Origin of the sequence: Salipiger bermudensis (assembly GCF_019801965.1) — a bacterium.
GTDB lineage: Bacteria > Pseudomonadota > Alphaproteobacteria > Rhodobacterales > Rhodobacteraceae > Salipiger > Salipiger bermudensis_A.
Map to the genome: position 1 here is coordinate 179618 of NZ_JAHVIA010000004.1, position 17546 is coordinate 197163.

13 protein-coding genes are annotated in these 17546 nt (G+C 68.2%); 2 read left to right on the plus strand and 11 right to left on the minus strand.

Annotated features, from left to right (window positions below; all coding sequences use genetic code 11):
- Positions 1-69: 69 nt before the first annotated feature.
- Genes KUV62_RS10310 through KUV62_RS10320 form a run of 3 tightly spaced genes read right to left on the minus strand, consistent with a single transcriptional unit; the run spans position 70 to position 4063 of the window.
- Positions 70-2244, minus strand: a complete 2175-nt coding sequence (locus KUV62_RS10310; protein ID WP_222603611.1) for an RNA degradosome polyphosphate kinase — start codon at positions 2242-2244, stop codon at positions 70-72.
- Between the two features lie 50 nt (positions 2245-2294).
- Positions 2295-2996 (minus strand): chromosomal replication initiator DnaA, encoded by a 702-nt coding sequence (locus KUV62_RS10315; RefSeq protein ID WP_222603612.1) that lies wholly within the window; start codon positions 2994-2996, stop codon positions 2295-2297.
- On the minus strand, positions 2993-4063 hold the full coding sequence (locus KUV62_RS10320) for an AI-2E family transporter (protein ID WP_222603613.1): 1071 nt from the start codon (positions 4061-4063) through the stop codon (positions 2993-2995). Before KUV62_RS10320 ends, KUV62_RS10315 begins: the two co-directional genes overlap by 4 nt.
- A gap of 177 nt (positions 4064-4240) precedes the next feature.
- Here KUV62_RS10320 and proS point away from each other — a divergent pair, with 177 nt between their 5' ends.
- Both proS and KUV62_RS10330 read left to right on the plus strand, forming a co-directional pair.
- Complete coding sequence (gene proS / locus KUV62_RS10325) at positions 4241-5578, plus strand: proline--tRNA ligase (RefSeq protein WP_222603614.1); 1338 nt, start codon at positions 4241-4243, stop codon at positions 5576-5578.
- A gap of 78 nt (positions 5579-5656) precedes the next feature.
- Entirely contained in the window at positions 5657-6277 is a 621-nt protein-coding gene (locus KUV62_RS10330; RefSeq protein WP_222603615.1) for a DUF2937 family protein, read from the plus strand.
- 197 nt (positions 6278-6474) lie between these two features.
- Here the strand turns inward: KUV62_RS10330 and glmM are convergent, their stop codons facing one another.
- The 8 genes from glmM to KUV62_RS10370 all read right to left on the minus strand — a co-directional run bounded on the left by glmM (position 6475) and on the right by KUV62_RS10370 (position 17540).
- Positions 6475-7818 carry a phosphoglucosamine mutase gene (gene glmM, locus KUV62_RS10335; RefSeq protein WP_222603616.1) on the minus strand — a complete coding sequence of 448 codons (1344 nt, stop codon included), beginning with the start codon at positions 7816-7818 and terminating at the stop codon, positions 6475-6477.
- Positions 7808-8824: a dihydropteroate synthase gene (gene folP, locus KUV62_RS10340; RefSeq protein WP_222603617.1), complete on the minus strand. Its 1017-nt coding sequence runs from the start codon at positions 8822-8824 to the stop codon at positions 7808-7810. Before folP ends, glmM begins: the two co-directional genes overlap by 11 nt.
- A 56-nt stretch (positions 8825-8880) precedes the next feature.
- On the minus strand, positions 8881-9792 hold the full coding sequence (locus tag KUV62_RS10345; RefSeq protein ID WP_222603618.1) for a dihydroneopterin aldolase: 912 nt from the start codon (positions 9790-9792) through the stop codon (positions 8881-8883).
- Between the two features lie 169 nt (positions 9793-9961).
- Positions 9962-10588 carry a cell wall hydrolase gene (locus KUV62_RS10350; RefSeq protein ID WP_222603619.1) on the minus strand — a complete coding sequence of 209 codons (627 nt, stop codon included), beginning with the start codon at positions 10586-10588 and terminating at the stop codon, positions 9962-9964.
- 175 nt (positions 10589-10763) lie between these two features.
- The gene (locus KUV62_RS10355) at positions 10764-13319 is read right to left on the minus strand and encodes a putative PEP-binding protein (RefSeq protein WP_315901577.1); all 2556 of its coding nucleotides are present in this window, start codon (positions 13317-13319) and stop codon (positions 10764-10766) included.
- 185 nt (positions 13320-13504) lie between these two features.
- Complete coding sequence (gene glyS / locus KUV62_RS10360) at positions 13505-15730, minus strand: glycine--tRNA ligase subunit beta (protein ID WP_222603621.1); 2226 nt, start codon at positions 15728-15730, stop codon at positions 13505-13507.
- Between the two features lie 97 nt (positions 15731-15827).
- Complete coding sequence (locus tag KUV62_RS10365) at positions 15828-16688, minus strand: DUF1206 domain-containing protein (protein WP_222603622.1); 861 nt, start codon at positions 16686-16688, stop codon at positions 15828-15830.
- A 336-nt stretch (positions 16689-17024) separates the two neighbouring features.
- Complete coding sequence (locus tag KUV62_RS10370) at positions 17025-17540, minus strand: DUF6446 family protein (protein WP_222603623.1); 516 nt, start codon at positions 17538-17540, stop codon at positions 17025-17027.
- Between the last annotated feature and the right edge of the window lie 6 nt (positions 17541-17546).

Below are 17546 nucleotides of genomic sequence, written 5' to 3' on the forward strand. Positions count from 1 at the left end.
GCGGCCCACAACCCCGCAAACGAAAACGGGCCGCATCCCCTGCGGCCCGTGTCGCCATGTCCCGAAGCGTCAGTCCTCGCCGTGGGTCAGCTTCGGCACGTCACCGGCACCGGCGGAGCCGCGGCCCGAAAGCGAGGGGTTCTCCATGAAGAAGCGGTGGCAGCTGAACGGCGTCTCGCCCTCGCTCACCGGGTGGCGGGCGAACTTGCCTGTAGGCTCCATCACCCAGCTCTGCGCGGTATCTGCGAGATTGGCCGCCATGATCTGGCTGACGATCTGCGCCTTGACGGTCTTGTTGAGGATCTCGACCCCTGTCTCGATGCGGCGGTTGAGGTTGCGCCCCATCCAGTCCGCCGATGACATGAACACCCGCGCCTTGTCATGCGGCAGGCCGTGGCCATTGCCGAAGCAGGCGATGCGCGAATGCTCGAGAAACCGTCCGATGATCGATTTCACCCGGATGTTTTCGGACAGCCCCGCGATGCCGGGCTTTAGGCCGCAGATGCCGCGGATCACGCAATCGATCTCGACGCCGGCCTGGCTCGCTGCATAGAGCGCGTCGATCATGTCGGGTTCGATCAGCGAGTTCAGCTTGAGCCAGATCCGGGCCGGGCGTCCGGCGCGGGCGTGTTCGGCCTCGGCGGCGATCAGCTCGAGCATCTTGGGCTTCAGCGTGTGCGGCGAGATGACGAGGTTCTCCATTCCCTCGGGCATGGCGTAGCCGCTGAGATAGTTGAAGATCTTGGCCGCATCGCGCCCCAGTGCCGCGTCACAGGTGAAGAACGACAGGTCGGTGTAGATCTTGGCGGTGATCGGGTGGTAGTTGCCCGTCCCCCAGTGGGTGTAGGTCACCAGCTTGTCGCCCTCGCGGCGCACCACCTGGGAGATCTTGGCGTGGGTCTTCCATTCGAGGAAGCCATAGACCACATGCGCGCCCGAGCGCTCGAGCCGGCGCGACTGGCGGATGTTGGCGGCCTCGTCGAACCGCGCCTTCAGCTCGACCAGCGCGGTGACCGACTTGCCCTCCTCGGCGGCCTCGCAGAGCGCCTCGACGATGGGCGAGTCCTTCGAGGTCCGGTAGAGCGTCTGCTTGATCGCCACCACGTCCGGGTCGAGCGCCGCCTGCTTGAGGAAGCGCACCACCATGTCGAAGGTTTCGTAGGGGTGGTGCAGCAGCATGTCCTTCTGGGCGATGGCCGAGAACATGTTGCCATCGTGGTCCTGAACCCGTTCGGGCACGCGCGGGGTGAAGGACGGCCAGAGCAGGTCGGGGCGGCTGCTCAGGACGAGCTCCTTGAGATCGGCGATGCCGATCATGCCGTCGAGCTCGATGACCTCGTCATCCTGCACGTGCAGCTCGTTCTGCAGGGTGCGGCGCAGGTCCTTGGGCGCGCCCGCGGTCATCGTCAGACGCACCACCTCGCCGCGGCGGCGGCGCTTCAGCGCCACCTCGAACTCGCGCACCAGATCCTCGGCCTCTTCCTCGACCTCGAGGTCGCTGTCGCGCAGCACGCGGAAGCCGAAATGATCCTTCACCCGGTAGCCGGGGAACATGCTCTCGATGTGCAAGAGCAGCACGTCCTCGAGGAAGATGAAGCGGTGCTGGCCCTCGGGCGCGGGCAGCGCCATGAAGCGGTCGATCTGGTGCGGGATCGGCAGCAAAGCGTCGCGGGTGCGCCGGTCGCGCTTGCGCTCGAGCGAGATCGCGAGGCAGTAGCCCATGTTGGCGATGAACGGGAACGGGTGCGCCGGGTCGATGGCCAGCGGTGACAGCACCGGGAAGACCTGCGTGAGGAAGGCCTGCTCGAGATGGGCGCGGTCGGCCTCGGTGAGCTCGTCGCGGGGCACGATGTCGATGCCCTCGGCGGCCAGCTCGATCTCGAGCGCGTGCAGCACCTTCTGCTGATGCGCCATCAGCTTGCGGGCATCCTCGTTGATCTCTACGAGCTGCTGCGCCGGGGTCAGACCGTCGGCGGCGGGGTTGGTGTTGCCGGCATGGGCCAGTTCGCGCAGGCCGGCCACGCGCACGGTGTAGAACTCGTCGAGATTGGTGGCCGAGATCGACAGGAAGCGCAGCCGCTCGAGCAGCGGCACGCGCGGGTTCTCGGCCTCTTCGAGGACGCGCCAGTTGAAGCCGAGCCAGCTCAGCTCACGATTGTAGAAACGGCCCGGGCCTTCGAGATCGAGCTCGGTCATCTCGGTCGGGGCGGGCAGCGGGGCTTTCAGGAAATCTGCGATACTCATGTGGGGCTTATGCGCGTCCATTTGAAACAGGTTCGTGACGGTCATAGAGATTAATCTGCCTCCGGGCGCTGACCTGGATCAAGCCGGGTGAGGATGTCGCGGGCCAGGCTGCGGGTGATGCCCTTGGGCCGCCCCATGGCGTTGGCGTCGAGTGCCGTCACCAGCTCGCGCGCCATCGCGAAGCTGCGCGGCATGTGGCGCACGAGATAGGGGATGACGTCGGGCGCCGGCACGCATTGCCGGTCGGCCAGCATCTTGGCGATCACCGCCGCCAGTAGCGTGTCGTCGGGATCGGGCAGGGTGGCGGTCTGGGTGCCTTCCATGCGGCTCTTGAGGTCGGGGATCACCAGCGGCCAGAGCGAGGGCGCCGACCGGGCGGTCACCAGCAGCGGCTGGCGCTGCGCCAGCGCGAGGTTGTGCAGGTGGAAGAGCGCCTCCTCGGCGGCGCGGTCGCCGGCGATGCGGTCGCCATCCTCGACGCAGATCGGCGCCATGGCGAGGGACGGGATGTCGGCCTCCGGCAGGCTCGCGGCGGGCACGATGGCGGCGCCGGTCTCGGCGGCCCAGACATGCGCGAGATGGGTCTTGCCGGCGCCCGAGGGCCCCACCAGCACCATCTTGCCGTTGGGCCAGCTCTGCCAGTTGTCGAGCAGCGCCACCGCCAGCCCGTTGGACTGGCCGACGAAATAATCCTCGCGTCCCAGCGCGGCGCGAACCGGCAGGGGCAGGGGAAGCTGGTCGGGGGTGATCATCCTTGATCCTCGTCCGTCTCGAGACCGCGATAGAGCCGGCTGTCGGTGTACTGGTCGACGAGGAAGCGTGCCACCACGCCAAGCGCCGCGGCCAGCGGCACGGCCACGAGCATCCCGACGAAGCCGAAGAGCGAGCCGAAGACCGACAGGGCGAGGATCAGCCAGACCGGGTGAAGACCCACGGATTCGCCCACCAGCTTGGGGGTCAGGAAATTGCCCTCTAGGAACTGGCCGAAGAAGAAGATCCCGGCGACCGCGGCGATCCAGACCCACTCGCCCCAGAACTGGAACAGCGCCAGCCCGATGGCCAGCGCGCCGCCGACGATGGCGCCGACGTAAGGGATGAAGGTCAGCACCCCCGCGACGACGCCGACCACGAGGCCGAAATTCAGCCCCACCAGCCACAGCGCCAGCGCGTAGTAGATGCCGAGGATCAGGCAGACCGAGCCCATGCCGCGGATGAAGCCTGCCAGCGTGGCGTCGATATCGCGCGCCAGCCTGCGGATCACCGGCGCATGGTCGCGCGGCAGCAGGCTGTCGATGCGGGCGACCATGTTGTCCCAGTCGAGCAGCATGTAGACCGCCACCACCGGCACGATGACGAAGAGCAGCAGGATGTTGATCACCGACATCGCCGAGGTCAGCACCGCGTCGATCAGCTGCGCGCCGCGCTCCTTGATGGTCTCACCGATCGAGACCAGCGTCTCGCGCACTGGGCTGCCCTCGACCATGATCGAGGGGAAATGCGTCGCCAGGAAGGTCTGCAGCTGGCGGAACAGCTCTGGGGCGGTGTCGATCAGCTGGCTGGTCTGCCGGACCAGCGCCGGCACCACCGCCAGCGCGAGGATCACGAAGATCAGGATCATCGCCACGGTGATCGTGCCCGTGGCCATGCTGCGCGACAGGCCCATGCGCTCGAGCCGGTCGGCCACGGGATCGAGGAAATAGGCCACCGCGCCGCCCACCACGAAGGGCAGCAGCACATCGCCGAGAAACCACAGCACGACGATGAAGATCGCCGCCGCGAGGCCCCAGTATTTCAGCTGTGTCCGCACCGGCAGCGCCATGATCGGCCATTCCTTTTTGAAAACGTGTCCCTACATCGCGTCTCGCGCGCGATCTTGCAAGACTGGGCTGCGTCCGGCCGCGTGCTCTGCCCGGCCCCCCGCGCACGGCCTCTTGCTCTTGCGCGGCCCTTCGCTTAGGCCATCCCGGACCGTTTTCCAGCCCGGGAGCCCTGCCTCATGCGTCTGAGCCGCTATTTCCTGCCCGTCCTCAAGGAGACGCCTTCCGAGGCGCAGATCGTCTCCCACCGCTACATGCTGCGCGCCGGCATGATCAAGCAGGCCAGCGCCGGGATCTATTCCTGGCTGCCGCTGGGCTTCAAGGTGCTGCGCAAGATCGAGAACATCATCCACGAGGAACAGGCCCGCGCCGGCCACATCCCGATGCTGATGCCGACGATCCAGTCCGCCGAGCTGTGGCGCGAGTCGGGCCGCTACGACGCCTACGGCGCCGAGATGCTGCGCATCACCGACCGCCACGAGCGCGAGATGCTCTATACGCCGACCGCCGAGGAGCTGATCACCGACATCTTCCGCGCCAATGTCTCGTCCTATCGCGACCTGCCGCTGACCATGTACCAGATCCAATGGAAATTCCGCGACGAGATCCGCCCGCGCTTCGGCGTGATGCGCGGCCGCGAATTCTACATGAAGGACGGCTACAATTTCGACCTCACCAAAGAGGACGCGCTGCACGCCTACAACCGCCACCTGGTGAGCTACCTGCGCACCTACGAGCGCATGGGCCTGCAGGCGATCCCGATGCGTGCCGACAGCGGTCCGATCGGCGGTGACGACACGCACGAGTTCCTCGTGCTGGCCGAGACCGGCGAGTCGGAGGTGTTCTACGACAGCGAGATCACCGAGCTGAAATTCGGCGACCGCGCCATCGATTACGACAGCGTCGAGCAGTGCCAGGCGGTGCTCGAGGAGTTCACCTCGCGCTACGCCCGCACCGACGAGACCCATGACGAGGCGCTGTTCAACCAGATCCCCGAGGAGCGCCGCCGCACCGCCCGCGGCATCGAGGTCGGCCAGATCTTCTATTTCGGCACCAAGTATTCCGACGCGATGGGGGCCACGGTCTCCGACAAGGACGGCAACCAGGTGCCGGTGCACATGGGCTCGCACGGCATCGGCGTGTCGCGCCTGCTGGGCGCGATCATCGAGGCCAGCCACGACGACAAGGGCATCATCTGGCCCGAGGGCGTGACGCCGTTCCATTGCGGCATCGTCAACCTCAAGACCGGCGATGCCGAGGCGGATGCGGCCTGTGAGAAGATCCACGCGGCGCTGATCGCGCAGGGGCTCGATCCGCTCTACGACGACACCAACGAGCGCGCCGGCGCCAAGTTCGCGACGATGGACCTGATCGGCCTGCCGTGGCGCATCACCGTCGGCCCGCGCGGGCTGAAGAACGGCGTGGTCGAGCTGACCTCGCGCCGCAGCGGCGAGAGCGAGGAGCTGCCGCCGGAGGCGGCGGTCGCGAAGATCGCGGCGATCTACGGCGTCGCCTGATCCCTGGCGGGCCTGACAGGCCCGCTGATTTGCGCTACCCTGCTCCAATGGCCCCGCAGAGGGCTGTTGGAGGCAGTCATGATCATACGGGCGCTCGCCCTCGCCGCCGGGCTCGCCGGCGCGGCAGGGTTTTCCCAGTTTCCCGAATTCACCCAGCAATACGTGCAGCGCCTCGGCGGCGCGGTGGACGAGCTCGCGCGCAGCGTCGCGGCCTTCGACCGCGATGCCGCGGCGCTCGGCCTCGACAGGGAGGCGGCGCTGGGTCAGCTCGCCACCGGTGGCGCCTTCGGCGCCGCCCGGGCCGAGACGATGCGCGCGACGCTGGCGCGTCACGCGCGGCTCTTCGGCGATCTCGCTGCGCTCGAGGGCAGGAGCGCGCTGGCGCGCGTGCCGCTGGTGGCGCATTTCGCCGACCCCGAGATCGCCGGACGCACCTGGCAGGCCTACCGCCCTGGCGTGCCGGTGACCGCAGAAGGCGCGATCTTCGCCGGCACGGGCTTCGTCAGCGGCTGGCTGGCCGTGGCCTTCCTGCTGTCCTTGCTGAGTCTGCCGTTCCGGCGCCGATCATCTCGCAAGGCGGGGTACAGGGTCGAGCCGGTGCTGCATCGGCCCATGACGATGGAGCGCAAGCCGAGGCTTCGTGCCACCAGGGGCGCTGCCTCTGCGCGCGCCGGGGCGCGCTTACCCCGGGATATTTAGAGCCAGAAGAAGCCAGGGGTGCCTTTTCCCAGGTTTCTTCTGGCCACAAATATCCCCGCCGGAGGCTGCCGGAGGGCTCCGCCGGCGCAGCGTCGGGGAGGCGCGTCAGATAAGGGCCGCGCCGAGACGACGGGCCGGGCCCGGCGGCGAGATGACCTGCGCGCGCTGGCGCGCTCCGCAGGATGAGAGGGCGCGGATCAGACCGCGGCCTTGACCTCGGCGACGATGCCTTCGACCACCTGGCTCAGCAGCGCCTCGTCCTCGCATTCCGCCATCACCCGGATCAGCGGTTCGGTGCCCGACTTGCGGATCAGCAAGCGGCCCTTGCCCGAGAGCGTGGCCTCCGCCTCGGCGATGGCGCCCTGCACGCTGGCCGCCTCGAGCGGCGCTTGGCCGGCGGCGAAGCGGACGTTCTGCAGGAGTTGCGGCACCGGCTCGAAGCTGCGCGCCAGGCGCGAGGCGGGCTGGCCGGTGCGGACCATCTCGGCAAGGAACTGCATCCCCGCCATCAGCCCGTCGCCGGTGGTGGCGTAATCGGTCATCACGATATGGCCCGACTGCTCGCCGCCGAGATTCCAGCCCTTGGCGCGCATCGCCTCAACCACGTAGCGGTCGCCGACCTTGGTGCGCTCGAGACGCAGGCCGCGGCCGGTCAGGAAGCGTTCGAGCCCGAGGTTCGACATCACCGTGGCCACCAGCGTGCCGTCGACAAGCCGGTCTTCCTCGGCCCAGCGGGCGGCCATCAGCGCCATGATCTGGTCGCCATCGGCGATGGTACCGGTCTCGTCGATCAGCAGGATCCGGTCGGCGTCGCCGTCGAGGCAGATGCCCACGTCGGCGCCATGCGCCACCACCGCCTCGGCGGCGGCCTGCGGTTTGGTCGAGCCGCAATTCTGGTTGATGTTGACCCCGTTGGGCGCGGTGCCGAGCGGGATCACATCGGCGCCGAGCTCCCAGAGCACCTCCGGCGCGGTCTTGTAGGCGGCGCCGTTGGCGCAGTCGACGACCACCTTCATGCCGTCGAGCCGCATGCCGTGGGGCAGGGTGCCCTTGAGCCGCTCCTGGTAGCGGAAGCGGCCGTCGTCGATGCGCTTGGCACGACCAATATTGCCCGCCTGCGCCGGCGCCACCCCGGCCTCGACCAGCGCCTCGATCTCGGCCTCGGCCTCGTCGGAGAGCTTGAACCCGTCGGGGCCGAAGAACTTGATGCCGTTGTCGTCGGCCGGGTTGTGGCTGGCCGAGATCATGATGCCGAGATCGGCGCGCATCGAGGGCGTCAGCAGCCCCACCGCCGGGGTCGGCACCGGGCCGAGCAGCAGCACGTTCATGCCGGTCGAGGTCAGGCCCGCGGTCAGTGCGTTCTCGAACATGTAGCCCGAGAGCCGCGTGTCCTTGCCGATCACCACCCGGTGCACGCCGCCCTGTTCGCGGCGGAAATAGCGCCCGGCGGCGGCGCCGATCATCAGCGCCATCTCGGCGGTCATCGGGAAGGTGTTGGCGGTGCCGCGCACGCCGTCGGTTCCGAAAAGCTTACGCGTCATGGCCTGCTCCTGCTCCCTGTTCCACCGCCTGCCACAGCGCGATGGCCTGGCGGGTTTCCGCAACATCGTGGACCCGGAAGATCTGCACCCCCTGCGCGATCCCGGCGAGCGCCACGGCGATCGAGCCGGGTGCGCGTTTCTTCGGATCGGGCGCCTCGCCGATGCGGCCGACGAAGCCCTTGCGCGACACGCCCAGCAAGATCGGACAGCCAAGCCCGTGGAGCAGCGCCAGCCCGTTCAGCAGCGCGAGATTGTGCTCTTGGGTCTTGCCGAATCCGATGCCCGGATCGACGACGATCTTGTCGCGCGACAGCCCCTTGGCCTCGAGCATCTCGACCTGGGCTTCGAGGAAATCATAGACGTCGAGCAGCACGTCGTCATAGCGCGGCGCGTCCTGCATGGTCTCGGGGCCGCCCTGGCTGTGCATGATGCAGACCGGCAGGGCGTTCTCGACACAGAAATCGGCGAGCGCCGGATCGAAGGTCAGGCCCGAGACATCGTTGACCAGCGCGGCGCCGGCGCGGATCGCCGCCTTGGCGACCGGCTCCTTGCGGGTGTCGATCGAGATCGGCACCCCGGCCAGCGCCCGGATCACCGGCTCGGTGCGCGAGATCTCCTCGCCCAGAGGCACCTCCTCGGCGCCGGGGCGGGTGCTTTCGCCGCCGATGTCGAGAAGGTCGGCGCCGTCGGTCATCAGCCGCCGGCCGCGCAGCGCGGCCTCGGTGCTGGAGCCGTCGAGCCCGCCATCGGAGAAGCTGTCGGGCGTGACGTTGAGGATCGCCATGATCTGCGGCTGGTGCATGTCGAGCCCCAGCAGCGGCGCGCGCGGCGCGGTCAGCCGGGCCAGCGCCGCCTCGGGGATCTCGGAGGCGGGCATCCGGGTGACGCTGCCGTCGCGACGGTGCCGGGCGACATGGGAGAACCAGCGCGGGCCGCCGGCCAGCGGCAGGGCATCATCGGGGCGGGGGGCGTCGGAGCGGACGAGGGGGCGGTAATAATCTCGCATGATCGGGTTTTGACGCCGCGCGCCGGGATTGGCAAGCAGCGGCGTCGCCGCCTGTTTCAGACTGTGACAGCGCGCGCCGGGACGGTGACGTCCTCGGGCAGGGATTCGCCGATCACCACCAGCTCGGAGGCCTCCATGTGCTCGGCGAACCATCCGGCGAGCGCCACGCTGTCGCGCGGCCGCGTTGCCGGCCCCTGCGTGGCGTCGAGCACGATCTTGGAGGGTGCCCAGACGCAGATCTGGCCATTCTTCATCGCCCAGTCGAGTTCGGTGCGGGTGGCGACGACCTTGCAGCGCGGGTCGCGCGCGGCCAGCACCCAGCCGTTCTGCTCGATGGCGAGCAGGTCGACGCGGCGCTGCGCCAGCGGATGGCCGGCCTGCGGGCGCGCGAGGTCGGGGAGACCGACGCAGAGGATCAGCGGTGCGGGCTCTTCGGCGAAACCGTCGATCCAGCCGGTGAGCTGGTCGGAGGCGATGGCCGCGTTCGACAGGTAGATGATGCGAGGATGCGGGCGCGGCTGGGCCACCTCGTTGAGATGGGCGCCGAAGTCGCGCCGGGTGCGGACGATCTCGACCCCGAGCGCCCCGGGGCCGCGATCGAGCTTCTCGATGCGGACGAAGGCGCGCATGGCCTGCGGCTCGAGCAGGATGCGCTCGGCGATGCGCTCGGCAAGCGTCTCGAGGAGGTTGAGCCGCTCGGCCTCGAGCTCGGTGCTGATCGCCTCGGTGACCCGGTCGTAACTCAAGATGCGGTCGACATCGTCATCGAGATGGCCGCCCGAGGGGGTGACCTCGACCACCACGTCAAAGCGGATGCGCTGGGTGTGGCCGCGCTCCGCCTGAAAGGCACCGATCTCGACCTCGCGCACATGCTCGCGGAGCGAAATGCGGTCGCGCGGGGCCTCGCCCTCTGTGGCGATGGCGCGCTCGGACGGATGGGCAAAGGCTAGGCGGATTTCGTCGGCCATCGGGGGCCCTCGCATCTGGGGTCGTCAGGAGACCGTCGCGATGTGGCGCGGGGCGGCCGGGCGATCGGGCCATTCCCACACCGCGCGGTCGCGCGGATTGCCCGCAACCCTATCGCAGCGAATGGCCGCGCGCGAGGGCCGGAAAGCGGCGCTTTGCGCCGCGCCCGCGTCAGTTGCTGCTGATGCGGTAATCGGGGCGGTAGAACTGGTGCACGCCGATCGACGCGGTCTGGTTGAACTTGCGCGACCAGGACGGGTTCACCGCGTTGGTGTGGTAGTAGGTGGCGCCGCCGGTCAGCGCGCGCGGGGCGCCCGAGAGCATGATCTTGGCAACCTTGCCGACGCGCTCCCAGGCGCGGGGCTCGTTGATATGCTCGGGATTGCCGTCGCAGGTATAGGTGAACTGGCACGCGTATTTCCGGCCGGTGCCCTGCTTGATGACGCCGCAGACCGAATCCGGGAACTTTGCACTGTCGACGCGGTTGAGGATGACCTCGGCCACCGCGAACTGGCCCTTCACGGTCTCGCCGCGGGCTTCGAAATAGAGCGCCTCGGCAAGGCACTCCCACTGGGCGCCGCCGCTGGCCTTGGGCTGGCTCTCGAGCCAGGCGCGATCGTAGGAGAAGCCGCCGGTGGGCGCCTCGGGCGAGACGAGGGCGTTGAGATGCGCCTTGGTGGCGGCGTTGAGGCCGCGCTGCTCAAGCTTCACCAGACGGCGGAGATTGTCTTGTTTCACTTCGGCAGCAAGCGGAGAGGCCGCCGCCAGCAGCGCCAGCGCGGTAAACATAGCCTTCATTATCTGTCCCTCTTTACGTCACGTCCCCAGGTGGCGATTTCCCCAAAATCGCTCAAAATCGCGGCGTGATTAGTAAAATTGTTCCGAGCGGTCCAGCGTAAGGCGCAAAAATGGGCGGAAACCGGCCCAAGCGCGCGGGTCGGTTGACAGATCTTGTGGCACGGATGCCGCAGTCCTACCCGATTTTGTCACGTATTGCGAGTTGTGCTGCAGCGAGGCGTGCAACCGGAACGCGAAATGGCGAGCAGCTGACGTAATCGATTCCCGCTTCTCGGCAGAAGGCAATCGATTCGGGATTGCCGCCATGCTCGCCGCAGACCGACAGCATGACCCCGCCATTGCCCTGTCGCCCGCGCTCGACCCCGACCCGGATCAGCTCGCCGACGCCCTCGGCATCGAGCCGGTGGAACGGATCTTCCGGGAAGACTCCCTGTTGCACGTAATGCGACATGAAGCGCCCGGCGTCGTCGCGCGAGAGGCCGTAGGTCATCTGGGTGAGGTCGTTGGTGCCGAAGCTGAGGAAATGCGCGTGCTGGGCGATCTCGTCGGCGCGCAGGCAGGCGCGCGGGGTCTCGACCATGACGCCGAGCGAATAGTCGAACTCGCGGCCGCGCTCGTTGCGCACCGCCGCCGCCACCGCGTCGATCCGGTTGCGCACCAGCTCGACCTCGCGGCAGGCGGAGACCAGCGGCAGCATGATCTCGGGCACCACCGGCGCGCCCTCCTTGGAGGCCTCGAGCGTCGCCTCGAAGATGGCGCGGGCCTGCATGTCGTAGATCTCGGGCACCGCGATGCCGAGCCGCACGCCGCGCATTCCCAGCATCGGGTTGTATTCGCCCATGCTTTCCACCCGGCGGGTGACATCGGAGACCGGCAGGTCGAGCGCCTCGGCCAGATCGCGCAGACCGGCGCGGTCGGAGGGCAGGAACTCGTGCAGCGGCGGGTCGAAGAGGCGGATGCAGACCGGCATCCCCTCCATGATGCGGAACAGCTCGATGAAATCGGTGCGTTGCATCGGCAGCAGCCGGGCGAGGGCGGTCTTCCGGTCGTCGGGGCTGTCGGCGAAGATCATCTCGCGCATCGGCGTGATGCGCTCGGCCTCGAAGAACATGTGCTCGGTGCGGCAGAGCCCGATGCCCTGGGCGGCGAAGTTGCGCGCCGTGGTGGCGTCGGCCGGGGTGTCGGCATTGGCGCGGATGCCGATATCGCGCTCGGCATCGGCCCAGGACATGAAGACATGGAAGGTCTCGTCGAGCGCCGCCTCGATCATCTTCGGCGCCCCTGCGAGCACCTGCCCGGAGCTGCCATCGACGGTGATGGTGTCACCCTCGTGGAAGCGGCGGCCATCCTCGGCCAGTAGCGTCTTGTCGTTGAGGCGGAAGCCCATGCGCGCCGCCCCCACCACGCAGGGCAGGCCGAGGCCGCGACCGATCACCGCCGCGTGGCTGGTCATGCCGCCGCGCTCGGTCAGCACCGCCGCCGCCGCGTGCATGCCGCGCACGTCCTCCGGCGAGGTCTCGCGCCGGACAAGGATACAGGGCTCGCCGCGCGCCGCGCTGGCCTGCGCCTCGGAGGAGGAAAACACGATCTTGCCGGTCGCCGCGCCCGGCGAGGCGGCCACGCCGCGGCCGATGGCATCGCGCGTCGCCTCGGGATCGACCTGCCGGTGCAGAAGCTCGGAAAGCCCGCGCGGCTCCACCCGCATCAGCGCTTCCTGCTGCGAGATGATGCCGTCATTGGCCAGCCGCACCGCGATCTGCAGCGCCGCGCGGGCGCTGCGCTTGACCCGCATACCGTCGAGGATGTGTACCGCGCCGTTCTCGAGGGTGAACTCGATCTGCATCTCGGCACGCAGGCGGCGGCGCACCAGCGCGGCGTAGTCCTTGAGCGTCTCGAAAGCCTCGGGCGCCTGCTCTTCCAGCGAGGGACCGCGCGGATCGCGCTCGAGATAGAGCGAGCTCTGCTCGCAATGCAGCGCCTCGCGGCCCTGGCTCTGGCTCATGTAGCGGCCGGTGATCTGCGGCTGGCCGGTCTCGGAATTGACCAGCTGCAGCACACCCGAGCCGCATTCTCCGAGGCCCAGCCCGAGCGCCATTTCCTGTACGATGAGCCCGAGCCCGGCATCGACCGGCGCCCCCTTGGCCTGGCGCAAGAGCCGCGCGGTCGTGCCTTCCCAGGCGCGCGCCATCGAGCGCAGCACCTCGGCCAACTGTACGGCGGGATCCTGCGGGAAGGGCTCCTCGGCCTCTTCCTCGTAGCAGCGCAGCACCGCGTCGAGCCCTTCCTGGCCAGGGCTGTCGATCTCCTCGAACACGTCGGGATCGAGCCGTGCGACATGGATCGCGTAGGCGCTGACGAAGCGCTTGTAGAGATCGGTGGCCACGGCGCTGCCCATGCGCTCGGAGAAGGCGCGGAAGGCGGCGTCGTTCATGCCGATATTGAGGATCGAGCCGGGCCCGCCCCAATCGGGATCCTCGGAGGAGGGGCGCACGCAAAGCAGCGCGCCGGGGCCGAATTCCGAAAGGATCGCAGGGACATCGGGCATCTCGCCGGCGGCGATGCGATGCACCGTGTCGAAGCTCAGCGCGACGGTGCGCGGCACTGGCAGGTCGAGCCGCACGAGACGCTGCAGACACTTGGCACGCCCGCCATGCGTCGGCGTCGCGATCGGCGCCGATGGGGTGATGAGCGTGACCCGCGGGTCCTGGTCCTGTCGCAGCGTGTCGGGCACGGGAGATCCTGTTTTTCCGCGGTGCAGCATAGCCCGGATCGGGGCCTCCGCACCATCACCTTTTCAGGAGTACGTAAGGTTAAGACGCTGTGCCCAAGATGCCATCTGGTGGCACGCGCGTGCAAGAAATCTCGGCACGCGCGCTGCAAGTCTCTGGTGCGGAAGGGCTTTCGCGCAACGCGTGGTCAGCCCTCGAGGCGGTTCAGATCCGCCACCTGCAGACAGCTCGTGCGGATGCGCGACAGCAGGTTGAGGCGGTTGCGGCGCACCACCGGGCTCTCGGCATTGACCTGCACCGCCTCGAAGAAGGCGTCGATCGGCGCGCGCAGACCGGCCATCGCGGTCATTGCGGCGGCGAAATCTTCCTTATCCAGCGCGGGCTTGATCTCCGCATCGGCGGCATCGAGCGCCGCGAAGAGCGCCTTCTCCTCCTCGACCTCGGCAAACTTGGGATCGGCGCCGAAGCTGTACTCGACCCCGTCCTTCTCCTCGGCCTGGGTGAGGATGTTGTTGGCGCGCTTGAAACCCTGCACCAGGTTGGCGCCGTCCTCGGTGCCCAGCACCTCGCCAAGCGCCGTGGCGCGGTTGACCACCTGCGCGAGATCGTCATTGCCGGGCATGGTCAGCACTGCGTCGATCACGTCATGACGCACGCCTTCGCCCTTGAGGTGCACCTTGAGGCGATCGTGGAAGAACGCCAGCAGGTCGTCGCTCAGGTCGGGGCTGTGGTCGGTGACTTCCGAGACCCACTCGGCCGCGTCGCCCTCGATCTGGTCGATCACCGCCTTCACCGAGGAGCCGAACACCCCGTGTTGCGCGATCTCGCGCAGCAGCGCGTCGCGCAGCGCCTGCTGGTCGCTGTCTTCGCCGGTGTCGATCTTGTGGCGCAGGATCTGCGCGTCGAAGAGCCGGTCGAGATGCAGGCGCAGCCCGTTGACCAGCACCAGCCGGATCACCCCGAGCGCGGCGCGGCGCAGGGCGTAGGGGTCCTTCGAGCCGGTGGGCTTCTCGTCGATGGCCCAGAAGCCGGTCAGCGTGTCGAGCTTGTCGGCCAGCGCAACCGCCACCGAGACCGGCGCGGTGGGCACCGCGTCCGACGGCCCGAGCGGCGAGTAATGCTCGTCGCAGGCCGCGGCGACCTCTGCCGGGAGGCCAGCGGCCTCGGCGTAATAACGGCCCATAAGCCCCTGAAGTTCGGGGAATTCATAGACCATCTCCGAGCTCAGATCGGCCTTGGCCACGCGCGCCGCCTGCTCGGCCAGCGCTGCATCGGCCCCCACCATCGGCGCGATCTCGCGTGCCAGCGCGGCGATGCGCTCGATGCGGTCGCGCTGCGAGCCGAGCTTGTTGTGGAAGGTGACGTTGCCGAGCCGCTCGGTCCAGGCCTCTAGCCCGGCCGTCTTGGCGACGCGGAGATCGTTCTCCCAGAAGAACTTGGCATCCGACAGGCGCGCCGAAAGCACCTTGTTGTTGCCCGCAAGGATGGTCGCGCCGTCATCAGGCGTTTCCACATTCGCAACCGTCACGAACCCTTCGATGCGCTTGGTGGCTGGATTCTTGACCGAAAAGAACTTCTGGTGCTCTTTCATCGAGGTCTGCAGGACCTCCGGCGGCAGCCCGAGGAAGGCGTCATCGATCTTGCCCATCAGCACCACCGGCCATTCGACCAGGCCGGCCACCTCGGCCAGCAGCCCGCGATCCTCGACCACCTCGAGGCTCTGGGCGAAGGCGCGATTTGTCGCGTCATGCCAGATGGTTTCGGCGCGTTCCTCAGCCGAGAGGATGACCTTCGAGCGCTTGAGCCGGGTCTCGTAATCGGCAAAGGAGGTTACCTCGAAAGCGCCGTCGCCCATGAAGCGATGGCCTTCGGTGGTCTGGCCCGCAACAATGCCGTCGATCTCCAGCGGCACGACGTCATCGCCCGCCTCCGAGCTCAGCAGGCAGGTGATGCGGTGCAGCGGACGCACCCAGCGCAGGGTGCCGGCGCCCCAGCGCATCGACTTGGGCCAGGGGAAGTTGCGGATCGTCGCCTCGAGCACCTCGGCCACGATCTCGGCCGCCGTGCGGCCCGGCTTCTCGATGACGGCGTAGAGGAAGGTGCCCTTCTTATCCTCGCGCGCCTCGCATTGCTCGCGGCTGACACCGGCGCCGCGCAGGAAGCCCTCGATGGCCTTCTCCGGCGCATCGACCTTGGGGCCGCGGCGTTCCTCGCGGGTGGCGGGGGAGGCGTCGAGCAGCCCCTGCACGGTGAGGGTCAGGCGGCGCGGGGTCGAGAAGGCGGCGGCGCCGGCATAGGTGAGACCGCTTTCCACCAGACCGTCGGTGACGAGTTTCTTCAGATCCTCCGCGGCACGCGTCTGCATGCGGGCGGGGATTTCCTCGGAAAAGAGTTCGATCAGAAGGTCGGGCATAGTCTCACCAAAGCATCCGCCCGCGCCGGGATCGGCACGGGCTGTTGTTCGCTTCGGTGGATAACGGCCCCGAGGGCCGAGGTCCAGCGGTTAGCCGTCAGGCGGTGGCCTCTTGCAGCTTGCCCTCGGCCTTGAGCTTGGCGCGGCGCGCCAGGGTCATGACGTCGTCGCCGGAGCGGCGCGGCACGATGCGGTAGGCGGCCTCGATGAAATTCTCCACCGCGAAGCCGATCAGCCCCACCGCGATCACCCCGAGCAGCACGCGGCCATAGGCCACCGAGCGGATCTGGTCGAGTGCGGTGCCGACGCCGCCGGCCTCGCCGGGGCTGTGGGTCAGGCCCGCGTAGAAGATCGAGGCGCCGATGATGCCGATGACGACGCCCTCGGCGATCAGGCCGAACTTCATCACCGGGTCGAGCTTGCGCGCTAGCGGGGTCACGCGGATGTCGCGCTTGTATTTCTCCTTCAGCCCCTTGTGGGCGTAGTAGATGCCGGCGCCGATGGTCACCAGACCCACGGCCATCACCAGCCAGGTGCCCCAGGGCATCGCCATGAGCTTCTGCGTCGCGGTCTGCGCCCCGCCTTCGCCGCCGCTGTCGCCGCGCATCGCGGTGGTCGCGACCGAGACCCCGATGGCGCCATGGATCACCCCGGTGACCGCCTGGCCGGCGCGGGCCACCATGCCCTTGGCGTCGGTGCCGTGGCACTCGAGATCCATCCAGGCGTCGATCAGCCGCCAGACCATGTAGGCCATGAGGCCGATGGCAATGGCCCAGAGCAGCGCCACGCCCCACGGGACGCCGCGCAGCTCGGCCAGGGCATCGGTGGTGCCCTCGGCCTGTCCGCCACGCCAGGCGGCGAGCAGCGCCAGCCCCCCGACGACGGTATAAACGGCTCCGCGCGCGGCATAACCGGCGCGCATTACGGGAACGACCCAGGCGGGGGCTTTGTCTGACATGGCTGAACTCCTCGGTTGGGAAGACAGCGCCCAGAGCCGCAAAAAGTTCCCCGCGGCCTCACCACCCGCGCCCAAGCCCCTGTCTTCTCTGGTTCAAAAATACCTCGGGGGAATCGCAGCCCTGCTGCGATGGGGGCAGCGCCCCCGATGACCCATCCGCCAAAGCCGACCCTGGTTGAATGCGCAGACCATGCCCCTCTGACCGGGGTCTTCTTCTGGCTGAAAATATCCCGGGGGAATCCGCGGCACGCGGATGGGGGCAGCGCCCCCAACCCTGTGCGTCAACCGGCCAGGCGGAGCTCAGGACCCGGTCTCACAACACCGGTCCCCTCAGCCTCACTCCCGCGGGGGGCAATCCTCGCCGAGCGGCGTGCCGTCATAGGCCTTGTCGCCGCAATCGTTGATCTCTTCCCAGATGTAGCCGCGCCCGTTCTCGGTCACCGCGACCACCCGGTCGATGCCGTATTCAATGTTGCGCTCCGCGGTATAGACATGCGCCTCGCCGGTCTCGACCAGTTCCCCGATCGCCTCGGCGTCGAAGCAGCCGAACCAGAACGGCGCGTTGCGCGGCTCGGCGCCCTCGTAGCGCTCGAAACGCGCGTCGAGCCCCTGCGGGCGCTCCGGTGTGGTGAAACAGCCGCGGAAGCGGATCGGCGAGCTGCTGGCGTCGATGCCCTCGAAATCGCCATAGGGGATATGTTCGGGCGCGCCGCCATCCACCGGGGTCAGAAAGACCTGCCCGGCATCATCCTCGACGCGCTCGTAGTAATGGAAGACCTGGAAGTAATAGACCCCGGCACCGAAGAGCAGGGCGGTCACGATGATGGCGATGCCGAGTATCTTGCCGCTCATGTCTGC